Origin of the sequence: Halorubrum sp. Atlit-26R, from assembly GCF_003666015.1 — an archaeon.
Classification (GTDB): domain Archaea; phylum Halobacteriota; class Halobacteria; order Halobacteriales; family Haloferacaceae; genus Halorubrum.
In genome coordinates this window covers 1-16,897 of sequence record NZ_QPLT01000017.1, presented here as the reverse complement: position 1 = coordinate 16,897, position 16,897 = coordinate 1, and the positions used below count along the sequence as shown (strand labels likewise).

The following is a 16,897-nucleotide window of genomic DNA, read 5'->3' as shown; positions in this document are numbered from 1 at the left end:
GCGGCTCACGAGAACATCACCCGTCGACCGTCGACCTCGTGGGTCTTGACATCATGTACTCGGAGTGGCTCCGCTCCAGTTGCGTACGCAATCGACTGGAACGCTGTCGTCGTCCGACCACCTTCGTCGGCCGCCATAAACGCCGGTGACCGTTCGACTTTGACCTCCGTTTCAGGGGTAAGTTCGACGCTATCGACGGCTTCGAGTACCGCCGAATCGACATTGGCAGTCTCGCGCTCGTGTGGCGTTACCTCGAACTCGCCGAGATACGTGACCTCTGCAAGATGCTCCGAGAGGCCGAGACTCGGCGGGTAGTAGGACGTCCCATCGCGGAGTCGGTCCTGCAGTCGGCCTCGGAGATCGTCGTTCGCGAGCTGAAGGTCGACACGGTAGGCCGGTTCGACCAGCACCTCGTAGTTATGTTGCTGGCGGAGTTCCGACGGGTCCGGCATCGAGATCCGTGCATGCCCGCGGCTGGGCATCGTCGTCATGTGCTCTTTGGCCGTCGAGAGCGTGTTCATCGGCATATTGATCGCTCGGAGCTCGTCGATCGGCTCCACCGCGACAGCCGACACGTTCTGGCTGAACGCCTCGTAGTAGCTGTCTCGGTCTAGTCCGAGCATCGCGGCGACGAGGCCGGCGACGGTCGTCCGGGGAATGATCCGGTACGTCTGTTTGACGATGTTCCCCTCAACCCGTCGAAAGTGACCCCACTCTCCGCGGAGTTCGAACGAGAGACACGTCTCTGGGAGCCCGTCGCCCTCGTCGGTCCAGCTCTCAAGTGACTCTTGGGTCATCACTTGGGCATCGTCGCGGCAGCCTCGTCGTAGACGTCGACGACCTCGACCGCGTCGCCGACAGCCTCGCGGAGCGCGTCATAGAAGCCATGCTCGCTGGGCTTGTCGCCCGCAGTGTAGACCTCATCGCCGACGGTCACGTCGAGCACGTCGCTGGCGACGACACGAACGCGGGCGATACGGTCGGCGTGGCGGCCCAACCGAGAGACGAGCTCAGTCCCATCGAGCGTGAACTCTCGGACGTTTCGGAGTTCGTCCACAGGGGCCGAGCGCTCTTCGTCGATGTCGAGATCGCGAGTGAGCCCGCCGAGGTGGAAGCTCTCGTCCTCGTACTCCACACGGAGGTAGAGTCGTGGCTCTTGGCCGACCTTGCTCCGGCTGATGGTCTGATTCTTGATCGCACGCCACGGGAGGGTGTCGAGACGCTCGACGTCCGCCTCAGAGAGTTTCGTGTCGGCGGCACCATTCTCGTCGACCAATCCGTGAAACGCTATGAAGCCGTACTGAATACGGTGGTCGTCGAGGTCGAACCCACCCTGCTCTTTCCCCTCACCGGTCGCGATAACGCTCGTGAGGCTGTTGTACTCCTCGTTCTCGGTTACAGGGTGAAGCGTCTTCGCGGGCGAGAACTGGACCGGCCCGGTGAAGTGGTCTGGAAGGTAGTCCTCGAACCCCTCGTAATTTCCCTTCATGTCGACGCTCATCGTCGCACCGAAGTAGCGCACGTCGGCGCTGGCGCCGAGGAATGTGCCGAATACTTCCTCGCGGAGTTCGGCCGCCTCGTCGTCATCCAGATCGTCGAGATCCCAGTCCTCGGGATCCAGTTCGCGCATCCGATCGGCGAGCAGGTCTTCACGCGAGGACTGCTTGCCCGCCTCGTTTTTCACGTTTCGCACGTAGACGCCGTGGCCGTCGTCGTCTAGCTGGTCGCGGAGGTAGCGCTTCAGCCGGACATCGGTCACGATCGCCTGCTGGGTCTCGGGATCGATTCGCGGCCGGTTCGCCCCGCTCAGGGGGTTCCCGTTCGGGTTGGCGTCGACGGCGTCGTAGCAGAAGACGATCTCGGATCGGTTCGTTACCGGCTCGTAGCTGTCGTCGGCGTATGTGTCGTCGGTCATGCTTCTTCCTCCTCGGCTGCGGGCTGGCCATCGGCCTGTTCGTCGTCGCTGCTCGCCCAGTTGTTCATCCCGTAGGCAACCCCGAGCGAGTAGTAGAATCGAAGGTCCGTCGTGTCGAGTTTCCAGTCGCCGTCGATATCGATCTGGGGGAGCGTCGTCACCAGCCGATCGACAACCTCGCTGTACATCGTCCCCGCCATATTGTTCTCCCGGGAGTAGACGATGTTCTTGTCGAGCACGTCGCTGGCAAGGCGCTTCAGCTTCGACTCTGTGACGGCCTTGATCGGGTACTGGTCGATTAGCGTCGTCGAGCGCCCCTCACTGACTTGCTGGTAGCCGGTTACTTGACCGACCAGTGCTCCGAGGAGGAAACTGCCACGCCGTTCAGGCTGATCCTCCGCGAGCGCCGGCGTCTGTTCAAGGAACTGTTCGAGCTTCGTCTCCCGAGCCGCGGCGACGTTCCCGCCGTCAGCTCGGGCTGGTGTGTCCTGTTGCATATCGTCTGTATGGTTGTGTGTCAACTGCCGCGGCTCTGTAACCGGTTCGTACGCGTCGCGTCCGGTGAGAAGCCCCGCTTCAGCGAGCGCACAGAGCTGTGCGTACTGTGCGGAGACACGGAAGCTCGGGAACTCCTCGCCCTCGTCCTCGAGCAGTCGTTCCACGTACTCTGTGAGCACCATCTCGACATCGAGCGGTTCGCCCGAGAGCACAGCCACGAGCGCACGGATCCGGTAGTCGTCGGCGCTGGCGTCGTCGTCATCGGCCGGCGCGAACGTCTGTTCGAAGTACCAACCGGTTGCGAGGATGCTCAGCAATGCCGACTCCTCCGGAACGAAGATGTCCCAGTTGTCCGGTGTCGGGAACGCGGCTCGAAGCCCCGGACCGGGGTGGTCGGCGTCACCCTCCGCGTCGTACAGCCACGACTGGAGCACCCGCTGGTGAGCTCTAGTGAGCTCGACCGGCGAGAATAGCGTCCCGTCCATGCTGTCGCCGAACACGTCGAAGCGCTTCGTCTGGTGTTCCATCACCGCGGCGACGTAGAACCGGAAGCGTTCTCCCACTTCCTGCAGTCGCGGGGTGTCCTGATAGCTTCGGTAGGCGCTCTCTAGCGGGCTCATCTCTCCGGCGTGTACTAGGTCGTAGAGGAGTCCGTAGAGGTCCCTCGCGTCTGCCGGACCGAGCCGCCCGAAGAAGTACGGGAGGTAGTAGACGTTCGCTCCCATCGTGTAGTAGTCGCAGGCGTCGACGAACGTACTCGCGTTCATCAGCGTCACTGCAACGTCTTCCGAGACTGGGTGCGTCCGCCACGCCTCGTCTGGATCGAACCCGGGGAACTTCTCAAGCTGCTTGCCAAGGAAGTAGTTCAGCGGATCCTCAGCTGTCCCGACAGTCGGGCCTCGATTGCCGGTCACGAGATCGGTTGCCTCACCGATGGAGTCCGTAGCCTCTCCCTTCGAGACGAGCTTCGATCGCTTGCGCGCTCGCATTGCTTCGTTGAACACGGAACTCGCCTCACCCGGAAGGAGATACTCGCCGTCAGGCTCGAGTTTGACTGCGACGGTCGTGAGCGCCGTCGTCTTGCCGTCGAGCTGTTCGTCGACGGCTGTCTCGATGCGCTCTCTAAGTCCCTCACTCTCGCCGAGTTCGGCGAGCGCGTCGACGATCCATCCGTCTTCGTGATCGGCGACAGCCTCTTGGATCACGTCGTCGGCTGCCCACGCGGTGAGTCGTTCGTGGAGATACTCCGCGACCTTCTCTGGCTCTTTGTTCTTGCCCGTTCGGTGGGTGACACTGTGGTCGAATCCTTTTGCGGCGTTATACCACGAGTGGGCGACTGCCTCGACTTTCTCCTCGCCGTAGCTCTCGACACCGATCGGTTGGTCGGGGTCGAGGCGGGGCTTGTCTCCACTCAGATCGACGCGGAGATAGAGTAGGCTCTCGGGCTCGTCGAACAGGTCGGTCGATTTTTCCGGCGTCAGGTAGGCTGCGTACTCGCCACCTCCGGCGGTTGCAAGCGTGTATAGACGCCCGTAGACGTACTGGAGATCGCGGAGCGAGGTGATCGGTCGATCAGGCAGCTCGCTCGCCAGCTTCTCGTCATCGCTGTAACGCTTCTCGAACGTCGACGGCTCGGGGAGCAGACTCATCCGTGGACCTCCGCCGCGGGTTCGCCGTACGGGTTGCGCTTCTCGACCAGGTTACAGAAGCCCAATCCCAGCGCGTTTCGTTCCCCAAGCCCGCAGTCCAGCGCGAGGTTGAGGTGGCGTCGATGGTCATCGTCTCGGACGGTGTAGTTGAACTGCCACTTCGAGAGCACGAAGGTTAGCTCCTGGTCTGCGGTTACCTGGAGCGGGACGGCGAACGTCTTCAGTAGCTCGTATCCCTCGAAGAGATCGCCCTCAGTGTCGCTTGGGCCGGGAAGGTATTCCGGGCTGAACAGATCGTGTTTCTGGTCGAGATTCGCTTCGACCTGCTCGCGCAGTGGCTCGATTGTGTGTTCTGGCTGCCAGTACACCGCCTCTTCGCCGGGGTTCTCAATTCCATAATCGTCACAACGCCATGGTGGGATGCGAACGAGGAGTCCAGTGCCAGTCTCGATCGTCCCGCTGCTCCCTGGTTCGCCGACATCCGGTGATAGTGACGTGAGTTCGTCGATATGGAACGGCATCTGGCCGATATTGAGCTCGCGATCGGCAGTCAGGTCTTCTGCAACATCGGCCAGTAGTTGCTCTTGGGGGGCCGAAATCAGCAGAGTTCGCTCGTCCCCTTCCTGCATATCTCCCGGCGGGAAGGGGTTACTGTAATTGAATCCCGGTGGGCGGTTTTCGTCATGATACTGTTCGTACTCCGTGCCTTGCAACGCTCGCCAGATCCGACCTCGGAGCTTGTGGTGATACGCGTTGTCGTATGCGGCATCAGCCCGCGCGTGTAGCCGTGCTAGTAGTCTCACAGTGTTATGTCGATTTAGGTACCGATCCTATGGTAGTTATTCTTTTCCCCTGATGAGAAGTACATGCCAACACCCACCTCACCGAAGTTCATCTGAAACTTGTGACGGTGTTGACACCATACTGGTAACTTCAACCGCAGTTGCGTTCATCTGATACAGATTGGGTGCCTCGTCAAGCCACAAACATCATGAGTGCTGGACGTGTACTCACCTATCGCAGCAGTTTCCGTACGGTGCTTGCATGCCTAGGGTCTGGAGTAGATATCGGGAATATCTACTCCCCTGAGGCAAGCATCATATTATTGGCTTCATCAACAGCCTATTTTCTCGCTACCGGCTTAATTCTTTCTACCAATATGGAAATTACTTGGTCGGCTTAATTTTTTTACTAATATGGGAGTGACTTGGTACCCACACGCTCCTGCTTCAACCTCACAAAGGCATGTCTGAAATGCGGTCTCGATCATGTCTCGCAGCTTCAGGAGGACTCGTAGCTTCAATCACATGCCGGTGCGTCTAAAACGTACCCGAACGGGCGTTCGATTTGACAGCTGCCACGGGGAAGTGGTTTCTGTCGGTATCTGCGTAGCGGTCGCGCAAACGTCGACGCCGGTTGGCATCGACGTATCGAGACGATCTTTTCGAGACAGACGTCTACGAGATCGAGGAGAGCGAGTATGTGCGGAAAGCCGACGTCGACGAGGAGCGCAAAGAAACGCGCCTGTAGGGACTGAAGGATCAGTTGGCGCTGAGCGACGATCCCAACGCCGAGGAGCTTCGTCAGGAAGTCGACGAGCATGAGCAGCGCTGAGGAGTTGACCGAGTTCAAACCCGGGAGTGAGGTCGGGTCGCCGTCATAATGCGCATACGAACTGTTATTCCGGGACCGAATCCCTCGGCTCTGTTGAAATCCTCAATGGGTGAGATATGGGCACCCAATTGAGGATATTGAGTCCTACCTCAATGACGACCTCGAACTGTTTCGGACGACATCTGACAACGATCTCGTCCACGTCTGGGGTACCTCAGTAGATGGGACGTGGCGGAACGTCGAACGCAACGACATCGCGCTCGTCTACCACGATGGCGCGTTCGTCGCGAGAGGTCAAGTCCTCCAACTCCGGCACGACCCGGACCTTGCGGAGTATCTCTGGAGAGAAAACGTTGAACACGGGCGTTGGAACGAGGAAAGCCCGTGGGAGTACATGACCTTCCTCACCGATGTTGAGGAAGTCGACGTCGACATTGAGGAGTTCAACGAACTCGTTGGCTATGATGAGACCTATCGCCCGCAGGGATTCACCCGGGTCGCTGACAAGCGCCTCAACCAACTCTCTGGCGAGGAATCAGTCGAGACTGCCATTGCCGACCTGACCGATGCCGGCGAACGTGTTCACCCCGTCGACGACGAAGACGACGAACCAGCTCCCGACCTTGCTGACCAGCTCCAGGCGGCCAGCACAGATGGGAACGCCCACGAGGAGTTCGAGAAACTCGTTGCGAAGGCCTTCTCTCGGCTGGGCTGTGCCGCCGACTGGATCGAGGGAGGGGGTGACACCGACGTGGAGATCCGATCCCCCGAACACGTCGTTGTCGAAGTGAAGGCCCGAGGGAACGGACGAGTCAACTCTCTAGAGGTCACCAACGTGGACAAACACCGGCGCCAGCGTGGGGCTGATCACGCCATCGTGGTCGCCCCAGGCTTTGCTCCGAAGGTGATCGATAACGCCGAAACGACCGAGCTAACGACCATCGCCGTTGACGACCTCGTCGAGCTCCTCAATCGCCGGGACGAGTATGCCGTCCCACCCGAGGAGATACTGGCCCTCTTGACACGCTCAGGAGCCTTCCAAGACGACAGGCTCGACCTCCTCAATGAGTACATCTAGGACCGCATCGATGCTGGAGAAACCCTGCTTGCGGTCATCCGAGCTCTCGAGCGTGCCGACGGAGCCGTGGAGACAGCGGAGGACGTCCGGTGGATCGTCGTGGGCATGGAGGACTCGAACGATATCCCAACCACCGAAGAGGTTCGATCCGCCCTCCAACTTCTTGCGCATCCCAGTGGTCCGATCCCTCGGAGATATTGTCCAACCACCGGGAAGAGAGGAGTAGATCACCGGCCTCCGCGACGGCACCTCGCTTGTCTCTGTCCTCACCCTCCGGCGCTTCGAGTGTTTCGAGCTGTACGCCGACAGCGATCGACGCTGAAATCCCAGCCGATCTCACACACACACCACGTCTTCAAGTGTCTCCGAAGACCAGATGTCGACCTTACACACCACTCGTTCAAGTGTTCAAACCACCGACGCGATTGCGTACAATCTGCTGACGGTCCTGTCGAGGCCAGTTCGTCGTCGGGGCAGTACGTCGAAAATAGATGTTATATCGAGGACAACAGAATCCAGTTAATCGATGAGACTCTCAACTATTTATGCCGCCTTTTTTATAGCCCCTTCTTCTCTCGTGGATAGCTTCGGAAATAGTGGTGTGTGGGTTCCCGCTATCTCTTGTCACCAAAAGCTTCGGAAACGGGAGAGGGACAGACCCTCATTGTCGAGAGGATTTTCAGCAGTTCTACACAAAGACGAGATGACTTAACCAACACGCCAGACGCTTCTGCCGTCTATGTTGGTTAATCAAAGCGAGGTCCAACTCACATGGATTGTGCTGTGGAAGTTCTTGCTCAACCCGTATCTGATTTCTCAATGTGCTACGCGTTCCGATCGATCCAGTCACAGAACTCGTCAAAGTCTTGCGCACCCGCTCCGTCGGCGATTTCACGGAGCGTCCCGGTTCGAAGCTCGTCGTGTAACGGAACAGTCACCTGGCGGCGATCATCTTCGTTCGTCGGATGCTCATAGTACAACTGTGCGTGGTCTCCGGCTGTCCGCCGCCATTCGAAGCCACCAGCATTGACGAGGACCTTGGCAATTTCGTGTCCTGAAAACGTCCGTCTTCCCATCTATTCGAGCACGTCCGGGGGGTGCTGTTCCCCGGTTGTGTTGTCCTCCGGATCGATACCTAACTCCTCGAGTTCTACATCCGTCGGTTCGTGTCCAATCTCTCCTCGATGGAGAGCCACTGCTTCATCGAGATTCTCCAACGCAACGGCGCGTGAGGTCCCCTGAGTCGTCACCCCCGTCTCGACGTCTTTGGCGACCCACCACCCATCTTCCCGCCAGAGACGGATCTCGTCCTCGTGGTCATCGCCCTCTCTCGTCGACGTGGCCATGCTCTATCTACGTGATGAAAGCCGAATAAGGGTTTGGGGCGTTACCAAGCTACTTTTTCACGAGCCTGACGCTGCGCTACTGGCTATCCGTACCCATTTATTGGAGTTAGTTAGCAATGAACCAGTCAAAAAGAGATCTGTATCAAAACTTGTCGAGAGTCATGTCTCCATCAATTCCGTCAAACAACTCTTGTAGGCGACTATCTCCTTGGAGTACATCACGCACGATGTCTGCACGAATTGAGAACTCGTACTCATAGTAACTCCCACCTTTCGGGCCTTTGTTTTGCTCGCGAACGTCAAGAAATCCTTTCAGCGTCAACTGGGACAAGCGGTTATGAATAGTGCGGTCGGTACGGACATCCGCGTCGATACGCTTTGCAGCCAACACATACCGCTCGTAGATCCGATTTCGCTTAGCTGGGAGCGCACTCTCCTGCTCGAGCAACAATAGTCCGTACAGCGTTAATTTTGATTGTGTGGGGAGTCGTCCTAGTTCCTCCCGCACTTTATCCCGCTCAACCGCTTCATCCGCACGACGAACATGCTCCTCAGTGATACAGTCACTTTCCTCGTCACGCGCCATATCACCGGCCTTGTACAACAGCTTGAGCGCTTGCCGGGCGCTCCCAGAATCTTGCGCCGCGAACGCTGCACATAACGGGATCACATCATCTTCAAGAATATCTGATGATAACTCGAACGCTCCATTATCAAGTTGCGATGCAGTCGTATCGTGGAATGCTTCGGATGCTCGTTGCTTCAAGATGTTCCCGAGTTCATTCGCATCATACGGTGGGAAATGAATCTCCTCGTCGCACAGGGAGTCTTTCACCCGTGCAGAAAGGTTATCTCGGAAAGTGAAATCGTTCGAGATCCCGATAACCCCGACAGACGTCTCTCTGACATTCCCATTATCGTTAGCGCGAGGAAGTTTGTATAGGATGTCGTCATCATTTCCGATAGCATCGATCTCGTCTAAAACTACTAGGCAATGCGTAGCGTCGAGTTTTTCGAGTTCTTCGAATAGCATCGTGTATATCATCCCAGATGGATATCCTGTCGGCTTGATCTGCTCCTCCGGCTCTCGAAACTCGTTTATCAGATTCGCAGCTACCTGGTAGCTCGAGTTCAGCGATTTACAATTCAATTCGGCAAAGTGTACATCAACGTCATCTAGATTCTGTTGATCCTCGTCTAGCCGCTCAATAATCATTCGAGATGAGAGCGTCTTTCCCACGCCTGTCTGCCCATATAGAAACAGGTTTTTCGGTGGTGCTCCGTTGATCACGGGTTTCAGAGCCGACTGGTACTGCTTGAGTTCGTTATCTCGCTCGATTAACTGATCAGGCCGATACCCGTCTCGAAGCACTGCTTCATCAGCAAAAATTGTAGAATCGGGTTTGAACCGTTCCAGCCCCATTATTACTCGACTTGTAACCACGGCGTTACTTAAAACCACACCTTCATGAGTCTCATCAGTTTCATCTGTGTACACCATGCCTTCATGAGACATAGATACACCACACAGATACGGTAGTATTCGCGAACAAAACTAGACAGAGATGACGAACCCCCTCCCCCCACTTTTCACGAGAGTTCCGCGGTAAAGACGGTGGGGAGGGCCGAGATCCCTTTACTAACACGCAAACCTTTATACCACATCGCTCGGAACCATACCCGCACGGCTATTATAGCGGTTAATTGTGCTGTAGAAGAGTGCTAAGAGAGTAGCAGACATCGTTTCACTACCTCGTCTCTAATAGCAACTCTCGTGAAAAATGGGGGGTGGGGGGTTGTAGACAGTACGACCACGTTGGTATGTTCGTACAGAGAAACGAGAGCTGGAGCAACTCTCGTGAAAAGTGGGGTGGGTGGTAGCAGACAATCGTGTGCTTGGTGAACTGTAGCTCTCGATTTTAGTTGTGTGCTGGATATATTCGAGAACTCTCGTGAAAAGTGGGGGGTGGGGTAGTAATCAGGACAGACGGAACTCGCGAAACGACCTCTGTCACCCCACACCTAGGCGGTGTCGGAGATCTTGGAAAGATCCTCTGAGGACAAGTTCGAGCCATTAACCAACAAACTGGCGCTTCTGCTGCTATCTGTTGGTTAATCACGGTGAGCTCAATCACGTACGCCCGTATGTTTTTGTCTCGCAGTACTGAATCGCCAGTATGTCGTTTCGAGTGACGTGGGACAATCTCCTCGACAACGTGGAGGAGCTTCCAGCAGACGCTACACTCCTCACTCCGCTCTCTCAGAAGCCGTTTCACATCACCGACGTCCAGCAACACCGAGTACTGATCGAGTATCAGGGCGACAGTGAGACCGTCCCGCTCCAGCGAGAGCAGTTTGAGACGCTGTTTGAGCGCGTTGACGATGCGACTGGGTCGTTCGATCTCGATCGCCTCCCACCCGGGGCTGAACCGTATGCCACCGTCATGAGTCTCCATCCGCGATTCACTATCGACGACCGGGACGGGACCCTCTCCGAAAGTGAGACGCCAACACCGTCGCCGCTTGTCGAGGCGCACACGGTTGAACACGACGATGGTCCACGAGAAGAGCCCGATATCCCGGTCTATGCAGATGCCCTCCTGTTGATCGACGCACTCGAGCAGCACGATGTGACGTCACTCACCGAACTAGACGTGCCGACGCTCGTGAATCTCTACACGCTGCTGTCCGACGTCCAGCGCAACGCCAACGATCTTCGGCAGGAGGTCCGTGGCGTCTTGCTTGACCGCCTCCATCACGATCAACCTGTGAGTGGTCAATACGGGTCCGTTCAACGGGCTGTCCGTCGGAATCGAACACTCAAAGATGACGAAGCAGTCCTTGAGCTACTGGAAGCAGAAGGGATCGACCCTGAGCGGGTGATGAGCGTCGACACGAGCAAACTCGATGACGCGTTGGAGGTAACGTCACTCTCTGAATCCGATGTCTACGAGATTGAAGAGAGCGAGTATGTACGGAAGGCCGACGTCGACGACGAAATGAAAGAAAGCCGTCTCCAAGGGCTGAAAGATCAGTTAGCTGGAGCCGACGAAGACACAACCGAGCTCCAAGCTGAGATCGAAGAGTTAGAGCAGCGTATCACCGAGCTCACCAGCTTTGACTCCGGGACATCCTTCCATACTCGTTCAACTGGTGGGTAGCCGGCGTCTGGGCGGATACTGTCACGGCCGAGACTGCGGGAGGACTGTTCTATCGTACTCGTTGGGAGACGACAGACCGGCCACGGCAACTGGCCAGATGGTGTATCCGGATCGTACTCAAGTTGGGTTTTATCAGTAGAATAGACCTAGGACCTGGTATGACCGACTCGCCGTCTCCAAGCGTCTCTGTCTCGTTATCTGAGCCTACTAATGTTTCAACAGTCCTGGACCGGGCCGGAATCGATTACGTCACCGTTCATGAGCAGCGACTGCTGGCGATCTATCATACCGGGATTTTCAATGTGACAACCGAACCGGAGTCGGTGTCGAATGCGCGCACGCTCGAGATCGAATGCTGGGAAGCTCCACTCCCGTCTCGTAGTGATGAGCGATCGCCACAGGAGCTTCTCGAAGACTTTGCGGCCGTGTTTGATGCTGGCGATGAGTCCTGAAGTGGTCTCTCGGGAACCTTGATCAGACCGACGGTGTTCAGTTGAGAGCACTAGAAACGCTAGAAACAAGTCAGCTGGCACGAATCAACACAATACGCGATTTATGGACATTTCTGAGACGCTCCAAACACTGTATACTGGGACTGTTGAGGAGGACGATGGCACCTACCAGATACCTGTGCCAGACCGTGAGATAGCCACCGGGACACTCTCTGAGGATAAAACATACCGTGTTGCGCTCATATCGACATCGACGTCCGATACCGAAGCCACCGACACGACTGAGGTCACTCAGTCAGATGACCACGCTGCTCAGCAACACGAATACGACGGCCCGCCTGTCGAGGAAGGTGAACAGCGAGACGTTGAAATCGAGAATCTCGGTGACCAAGGTGACGGGATCGCGAAAGTTGAGCACGGTTACGTCGTGATCGTTCCCGAAACGAGTGTCGGAGACCGCGTCACCGTCGAGATGCAACAGGTGCGTGAGAACGTTGCGTTCGCTGATGTCGTTGATGACGCCCTTCGCGGGGAAGTCTAGGACCGTAGGTTGGCACGAACGGGTGGTTATGACAAACCTCCAACACCACTACTCACTTTCTGGCTTCCCGACGTACTCCGATTTCATTGTGCCGTTCTCACGATAGTAGCGATAGAGATACGGGCCGTGTATATCAGCTGGATCTCCGCTGGCACATTTACGCGGAGGAGGAGGTCAATACTCTTCGTCGTCGTCGGTATCGTCGTCTGCGAGCGCCTCGTACAGTTCTTCGTTCTCCTCGACGTCCTTCGCCATCTCTCGCTCACTGTCCCAGTTCATTATATACCGTTATCTAGGTAGCCGTACAGTGAAAAGCGTACCTCTCCCCGGGATGCTCGTTAGTCGATGTCGACCGTGGCGTGTTCTCCTCGTTACGTCGGCCGACTCACCACTACTCACTTCCCGGCTTCCCGATGTACTCTGATTTCATCGTCCCATTCTCACGATAATAGCGATAGAGATACGGGCCGTGCATATCCGCGGGGTCTCCGCTGGCACATTTACAGCTCGCGTCGCCACAGGTGACTTTCTCTTTGACGACGGTCCCGCTTCCTTCGCTATCAGACCCCTCGACGGGCTCGGCAGTCTCGGGGAGCTCCTCGGTGTCAACCGACTGGTCGCGATACTCGATGAGCGCCTCGACGTAGCTCTGTACCTCTTGGAGCGTCTCCGTGTCCTGTTTTGGAAGCCCCTCAGCGAGATACTTCGGGAGCGAGGTGGGTGGTGACGGCTGCTCCATGCCTTATGTAACAATTGGGGCCATATTAGCGTTCGGGTGCTACATAAGGTATTGGACTCCTTCCACCAACTGTGAGCCCTTCAGCAATTACTCCAGGTCGTAGGCCGCAATCTCGTCAGAGCCACACTGTGGACATTCATCGACGTCTTTCTCCACGCTGCACCCACAGTGACGGCACTCGTGGTGAACTGTTGATGACGGCTCAGGTCTGACGATCTGCTGGATGAACTGTTTACTGAGCATCGGTTGGGTCAACGATCTCGCCACAGCCTGGACATTCGGCCCACACGCCAGGGCCACCGTCAGCGGTCTCATAGTGGATGATTGCGTGCCGACCGGTGACTGTCTCGCCACAGAACGAGCAGTCGCCACGGACCGTCTCTGGGTCATTAGGACTCATTCTCACGAGTTCACGGGCTACTTCGAGGGGAGAGGGAGCGTGTGACACTGTTTTAGAGCTGATCTGGTTGTTGAAACCGACTCAGCGGTGCTCCCTCTCCTCAAAATTTGAGACTCTGTGACTTATACTTCGGGCGAGCGGAGTGGAAGTACTTCTCCGAGGCGGGTGCCTGACTGTGAGTTGTGAATGGCCATCACGTAGCTACAGTCACCAGCGGTGATGTATTAGATACCTAGGCTGTCCTCACCGCTGTCTGTAGTTTTCTGCGCCCCGAGGAATACGCCCTTAACAGAAATTAAGACGCTCTCGACGGAGGTGAGAATGCGCCTCCGCCCCTCGGCGGGCGCTGATAAACTTAACCAACAAAGAGCAGTAGTTACCTCCGTTTGTTGGTTAAACTGGAAGAGATGTTGGGTCAGCCCTCAGTAACCACTCCGATGATATCCTGTGCACACGAACTGATTCGACTGAGACGCTCCTGGAGGACCACCGAGTCGTCGTCCTGCCACGCGGCAAGGTAGAACGCTGACCCACTGGTGTCGAGTCCGCAGTACCGCCCGACGATGTACCCCACAGCTTCGGCTTCCACCTCTCGTTTCGCGCGCTCAGTCGCGTCGTCGACATCGTCATGAAGCAGCGCGTGAGCGTACTCATGAACGAGTGTTACCGCCAGGTCGGCCTGATTCTCACGGGCTTTCGCCTCGACGACAGGGCGGTCATTGTCTGGCTTCTGATGTTTACAGATACCCTTCGCGTCGCCATGGTCCCATTCGGCAGCGTCGACGATCTCCACACTCACGCCGAGGTCATCAGCTGCAGCCGTGAGTACGGGCACCAACCCTTCGCCATCCCCAGTGGCCTCCGTTTCGAGTTCGGGAAGCGGCTCGCCCTCGGTCTGGGAGGCGTCGAAGACAGCTGTGGGCTTGAAGCCAACCAGACCTTTGGACCAGTCCTCGGACGGTGTCTCGTCGTACTCACAGTCACTGTCCTCGTGGTAGCTCGGCGAGTTCTCGCATTCCGGGCACTGCTTGGTGATGATCGGCGCCCAGATCCAGATGGCCGACTCGCCCTCCTTGACGTGGCGGTCGAACTCCTCCTGCCACGTACGGTAGCCCGCCACCCGGCTCGCCTCGGGACACTGCTGCTTGATGAGGAGCGTGTTCCGGTAGGAGTAGTCGTGAAAGCGACTCTGGATGTCGAGCCACTCCTGGAACTCCGCGCTAGCCTGCGCGTCGTCGACGCCGACGACGAGGTCGTCGATCCACTGTTCGATCGTACTGTTCATCTCGTCGGATCGCGTGTCGGTCTGGTCGAAGGAGACCGACGAATCACTAGTCGTAGCCATTGTATTCACCGAATCGAGTTTACCGCGACTGCGTCAGTTCAAGACGCGCCGCACCCTCCGGGGCGCACAAAAAACCGCTTGCGGTTAGCGGAGCTCGTGGGGTTCGTCCCCGAAGCCAACCGTGACGAGGTACTCGAGGAACTCGTTGAAGTGTTCGACGTCGCTGGGCGTGTCGGTCGCGAGGTGCCGCGCCCACTCGATGGCCCATCGAAAGGCGGGATCGGTGCCGCCCTTTCCATGGATGTACCACCAGCGAGCTGCCTTCAGCACGATGAGCGGATTGGTCGGTGGATGCTCACCGGCGAGCCCACGGGTGATCGATTCGATCTCTTCGGGTACCTCAGCGGAATCGACTTCGCCTGATTGGGTATTCGATACGTCGAGTGGAATGTCGTCGATTGAGACGTCGTTCGGACGCTGTTGTTGACTCACGATAATCTCCTTCTCGGAGGACTCACTGGCTTGAGCCCCCGCCCTTTCTGGGGGCACAAAAACAGCACGATGCGTTACGCCGGCGGGAGGTAGACGCTCGTCTCGCTCACTTTGAGTTGGCCGTCGTCGCCGAATGCGGTCTGTCGTTGAATTTTGATTTCAGGCAGGCTCCATGCGATAGTTCGCATCTGTATCGACGTCGTCGTACATCCGGCCGAGCATGTCGAGTGCGGACTCGAAGGTCGCGTAGTACTCGTTTGCGAACGCCACGGTGTCCTGAAGCGGGATGACGGGTCGTCCGTCGACCATCTCGGCCTCGATTTCTGAACGGGGCTCGAGGACGATCTGGATGGCACCGTCGAATTCGGCGGCAGGTTGGCGTTCCTCCGCAGTCGGGATCTCAAATCGGTCGAAGAACGCCGTCCAGGCGTCAAAATCGGACTCGTGGACGGCGATGAACAGCGGATAGTCCTGCGGTTCGCGAGCGACCTGATAGCCACCGCGAGTCCAGACGTAGACTGCATCGATAGCGGTGAATGCGTAGTCCATGCCGGCGAACTGCGGAAGGACGTACGCCTCCGAGATTGACGGCGGTGAGGTAGCCGCTGCTGCGGCCAGGAATTCGAGCCCGACATCCCGAATCGTCTGATCAAGGAACTGGAGACCATCATCATACGCGACGTAGCCGGCCTCCTCGAGACGGTTCACGACGCGCCGAATCGTCTCCCGATTCTCGTCGATCTTCCGTGCGACGCCGGAGATGGAATCGCCTGGGTCGAGCGCGAGGAGGACCTTGAATTCCTTCTCACCGCACACTTCATACATTCTATAGATACACAAATTTGTGTAACAGACAAAAGTATTACTCTTTGTGTGGGTCTGCTGGCTGGATCTGGCGGGCGTCCTCAGCGAGATCGTGGATGTACTCCCGGAGGATTTCCATGTCCTCGCGGGCGTCTTCGAGGGTCTTACCTTTCGCCTTCGCAATCACCTCGTCCTGATCTCGAGTTCCGGTTCCACGTTTGAGCTTCACGGTGAGGGAGACGCCGACGTCACTACGTTCGACGTACTCCGTACGTGACGGCTGCTCACTGGTTTCTGTCGATTCAGCGTTCGTATCAGCCTGCTGAGTGTGTTCTGACATAGATTGCTCTCGGTGATCGGTTTAGATAGTCGGTGCGACCGGTTCGTCGGGTGTTTCGTGAGGGACTGCGTCGATTTCACTGGCGGTGAGTCGCCAGTACTCGTCGGACCCAGTACAGTCCAGTTGGCTCACGACCTCGGTTTTGAACTCCTGATAGTGGTCGAGGGCGAACGCTTCGTCACCCGTGTAGTCGAGGAGGAGTGCGAGCGCGAGTTGCGCCGGACCACTGCCACAGTATCCAACCTCGAATCCGCTCGGACTGTGATTTGTGAGTTCCAGGCTTCGATCAGGCGTTAGTCGCGTTCCTTCGGGTACCCGCACAACGACTAGTCGGCCTTGCCGCCGTTCCCCGATGTAGGCCTCAGGTGTCATTTGAATTGCTGTGTTGAATAGCGATCTAATCAGCTGTTATCACGGAGTAGAAGGACGAAGCCGAGGAAATCGATTCTGTCCATGGAAGTCGATCTCCTCGACTTCGTTGAGCAGTGTCGTCGCCTAGTCAAACAAGCGTTGGGAAAGCACGCGGGCGAGCCCGCCAGCGGCGGGTTCGCCCGCTGGAAACACGTTGTGCTACACTGTCTTC

General features: G+C 57.3%; 18 protein-coding genes and 2 pseudogenes. 6 read left to right on the top strand and 14 right to left on the bottom strand.

Annotated elements, in window-relative coordinates; all coding sequences use genetic code 11:
- Nucleotides 1-5: 5 nt before the first annotated feature.
- From cas5b to cas6, 4 genes are read right to left on the bottom strand one after another with little or no spacing between them, the layout of a single operon-like run.
- Entirely contained in the window at nt 6-797 is a 792-nt protein-coding gene (cas5b, locus tag DVK07_RS15845) for a type I-B CRISPR-associated protein Cas5b (RefSeq protein ID WP_121597958.1), read from the bottom strand.
- Entirely contained in the window at nt 797-1,915 is a 1,119-nt protein-coding gene (gene cas7b, locus DVK07_RS15840) for a type I-B CRISPR-associated protein Cas7/Csh2 (RefSeq protein WP_121597957.1), read from the bottom strand. The genes cas5b and cas7b overlap by 1 nt, the downstream gene beginning before the upstream one ends.
- Nucleotides 1,912-4,062 (bottom strand): type I-B CRISPR-associated protein Cas8b/Csh1, encoded by a 2,151-nt coding sequence (gene cas8b, locus DVK07_RS15835; protein ID WP_121597956.1) that lies wholly within the window; start codon nt 4,060-4,062, stop codon nt 1,912-1,914. Before cas8b ends, cas7b begins: the two co-directional genes overlap by 4 nt.
- On the bottom strand, nt 4,059-4,865 hold the full coding sequence (cas6, locus tag DVK07_RS15830) for a CRISPR-associated endoribonuclease Cas6 (RefSeq protein ID WP_121597955.1): 807 nt from the start codon (nt 4,863-4,865) through the stop codon (nt 4,059-4,061). Before cas6 ends, cas8b begins: the two co-directional genes overlap by 4 nt.
- 634 nt (nt 4,866-5,499) lie before the next feature.
- Here cas6 and DVK07_RS15825 point away from each other — a divergent pair.
- Together DVK07_RS15825 and DVK07_RS15820 are read left to right on the top strand one after the other, a co-directional pair.
- Nucleotides 5,500-5,725 (top strand): annotated as a pseudogene (locus DVK07_RS15825) (hypothetical protein); the annotation flags it as partial.
- A 60-nt stretch (nt 5,726-5,785) separates the two neighbouring features.
- Entirely contained in the window at nt 5,786-6,754 is a 969-nt protein-coding gene (locus DVK07_RS15820; protein ID WP_121597954.1) for a restriction endonuclease, read from the top strand.
- Here DVK07_RS15820 and DVK07_RS22745 read toward each other — a convergent pair.
- From DVK07_RS22745 to DVK07_RS15805, 4 genes are all read right to left on the bottom strand, one after another.
- The gene (locus DVK07_RS22745) at nt 6,704-6,985 is read right to left on the bottom strand and encodes a hypothetical protein (RefSeq protein ID WP_158603169.1); all 282 of its coding nucleotides are present in this window, start codon (nt 6,983-6,985) and stop codon (nt 6,704-6,706) included. The two genes, DVK07_RS15820 and DVK07_RS22745, sit on opposite strands and share 51 nt — an antisense overlap.
- A 593-nt stretch (nt 6,986-7,578) precedes the next feature.
- Nucleotides 7,579-7,830: a type II toxin-antitoxin system HicA family toxin gene (locus tag DVK07_RS15815; RefSeq protein ID WP_007992872.1), complete on the bottom strand. Its 252-nt coding sequence runs from the start codon at nt 7,828-7,830 to the stop codon at nt 7,579-7,581.
- On the bottom strand, nt 7,831-8,100 hold the full coding sequence (locus DVK07_RS15810) for a hypothetical protein (protein WP_007344139.1): 270 nt from the start codon (nt 8,098-8,100) through the stop codon (nt 7,831-7,833).
- Between the two features lie 142 nt (nt 8,101-8,242).
- Entirely contained in the window at nt 8,243-9,523 is a 1,281-nt protein-coding gene (locus DVK07_RS15805) for a Cdc6/Cdc18 family protein (protein WP_121597953.1), read from the bottom strand.
- A 754-nt stretch (nt 9,524-10,277) separates the two neighbouring features.
- On the opposite strand from DVK07_RS15805, the gene DVK07_RS15800 reads away from it, so the two are divergent.
- The 3 genes from DVK07_RS15800 to DVK07_RS15795 all read left to right on the top strand — a co-directional run bounded on the left by DVK07_RS15800 (nt 10,278) and on the right by DVK07_RS15795 (nt 12,254).
- The gene (locus DVK07_RS15800) at nt 10,278-11,261 is read left to right on the top strand and encodes a hypothetical protein (RefSeq protein ID WP_121597952.1); all 984 of its coding nucleotides are present in this window, start codon (nt 10,278-10,280) and stop codon (nt 11,259-11,261) included.
- Nucleotides 11,262-11,419: 158 nt separating this feature from the next.
- Entirely contained in the window at nt 11,420-11,713 is a 294-nt protein-coding gene (locus DVK07_RS22295; protein ID WP_127341344.1) for a hypothetical protein, read from the top strand.
- A 103-nt stretch (nt 11,714-11,816) separates the two neighbouring features.
- Entirely contained in the window at nt 11,817-12,254 is a 438-nt protein-coding gene (locus DVK07_RS15795; protein WP_121597951.1) for a TRAM domain-containing protein, read from the top strand.
- A 391-nt stretch (nt 12,255-12,645) separates the two neighbouring features.
- Here the strand turns inward: DVK07_RS15795 and DVK07_RS15790 are convergent, their stop codons facing one another.
- The 6 genes from DVK07_RS15790 to DVK07_RS15765 all read right to left on the bottom strand — a co-directional run bounded on the left by DVK07_RS15790 (nt 12,646) and on the right by DVK07_RS15765 (nt 16,686).
- Entirely contained in the window at nt 12,646-12,993 is a 348-nt protein-coding gene (locus DVK07_RS15790; RefSeq protein WP_121597950.1) for a DUF6788 family protein, read from the bottom strand.
- A gap of 815 nt (nt 12,994-13,808) precedes the next feature.
- Nucleotides 13,809-14,738 carry an ArdC-like ssDNA-binding domain-containing protein gene (locus tag DVK07_RS15785; protein WP_121597949.1) on the bottom strand — a complete coding sequence of 310 codons (930 nt, stop codon included), beginning with the start codon at nt 14,736-14,738 and terminating at the stop codon, nt 13,809-13,811.
- An 84-nt stretch (nt 14,739-14,822) separates the two neighbouring features.
- Nucleotides 14,823-15,170, bottom strand: coding sequence for a hypothetical protein (locus DVK07_RS15780; protein ID WP_121597984.1), 348 nt, complete (start codon nt 15,168-15,170; stop codon nt 14,823-14,825).
- 159 nt (nt 15,171-15,329) lie between these two features.
- Nucleotides 15,330-15,995, bottom strand: a complete 666-nt coding sequence (locus DVK07_RS15775) for a helix-turn-helix domain-containing protein (RefSeq protein ID WP_121597948.1) — start codon at nt 15,993-15,995, stop codon at nt 15,330-15,332.
- A gap of 37 nt (nt 15,996-16,032) precedes the next feature.
- Entirely contained in the window at nt 16,033-16,314 is a 282-nt protein-coding gene (locus DVK07_RS15770; protein ID WP_121597947.1) for a hypothetical protein, read from the bottom strand.
- Between the two features lie 21 nt (nt 16,315-16,335).
- Complete coding sequence (locus DVK07_RS15765) at nt 16,336-16,686, bottom strand: DUF6166 domain-containing protein (protein WP_121597946.1); 351 nt, start codon at nt 16,684-16,686, stop codon at nt 16,336-16,338.
- Nucleotides 16,687-16,767: 81 nt separating this feature from the next.
- Between DVK07_RS15765 and DVK07_RS15760 the strand changes: the two are divergent.
- A pseudogene (locus DVK07_RS15760) lies at nt 16,768-16,897 on the top strand (IS5/IS1182 family transposase); the annotation flags it as partial.

What these genes read in the sequence shown, in the direction of transcription:
- cas5b (WP_121597958.1), bottom strand. Translation starts at nt 797, where the DNA reads ATGACCCAAGAGTCACTTGAGAGCTGGACCGACGAGGGCGACGGGCTC.
- cas7b (WP_121597957.1), bottom strand. Translation starts at nt 1,915, where the DNA reads ATGACCGACGACACATACGCCGACGACAGCTACGAGCCGGTAACGAAC.
- cas8b (WP_121597956.1), bottom strand. Translation starts at nt 4,062, where the DNA reads ATGAGTCTGCTCCCCGAGCCGTCGACGTTCGAGAAGCGTTACAGCGAT.
- DVK07_RS15815 (WP_007992872.1), bottom strand. Translation starts at nt 7,830, where the DNA reads ATGGGAAGACGGACGTTTTCAGGACACGAAATTGCCAAGGTCCTCGTC.
- DVK07_RS15810 (WP_007344139.1), bottom strand. Translation starts at nt 8,100, where the DNA reads ATGGCCACGTCGACGAGAGAGGGCGATGACCACGAGGACGAGATCCGT.
- DVK07_RS15805 (WP_121597953.1), bottom strand. Translation starts at nt 9,523, where the DNA reads ATGGGGCTGGAACGGTTCAAACCCGATTCTACAATTTTTGCTGATGAA.
- DVK07_RS15800 (WP_121597952.1), top strand. Translation starts at nt 10,278, where the DNA reads ATGTCGTTTCGAGTGACGTGGGACAATCTCCTCGACAACGTGGAGGAG.
- DVK07_RS22295 (WP_127341344.1), top strand. Translation starts at nt 11,420, where the DNA reads ATGACCGACTCGCCGTCTCCAAGCGTCTCTGTCTCGTTATCTGAGCCT.
- DVK07_RS15795 (WP_121597951.1), top strand. Translation starts at nt 11,817, where the DNA reads ATGGACATTTCTGAGACGCTCCAAACACTGTATACTGGGACTGTTGAG.
- DVK07_RS15790 (WP_121597950.1), bottom strand. Translation starts at nt 12,993, where the DNA reads ATGGAGCAGCCGTCACCACCCACCTCGCTCCCGAAGTATCTCGCTGAG.
- DVK07_RS15785 (WP_121597949.1), bottom strand. Translation starts at nt 14,738, where the DNA reads ATGGCTACGACTAGTGATTCGTCGGTCTCCTTCGACCAGACCGACACG.
- DVK07_RS15775 (WP_121597948.1), bottom strand. Translation starts at nt 15,995, where the DNA reads ATGTATGAAGTGTGCGGTGAGAAGGAATTCAAGGTCCTCCTCGCGCTC.
- DVK07_RS15770 (WP_121597947.1), bottom strand. Translation starts at nt 16,314, where the DNA reads ATGTCAGAACACACTCAGCAGGCTGATACGAACGCTGAATCGACAGAA.
- DVK07_RS15765 (WP_121597946.1), bottom strand. Translation starts at nt 16,686, where the DNA reads ATGACACCTGAGGCCTACATCGGGGAACGGCGGCAAGGCCGACTAGTC.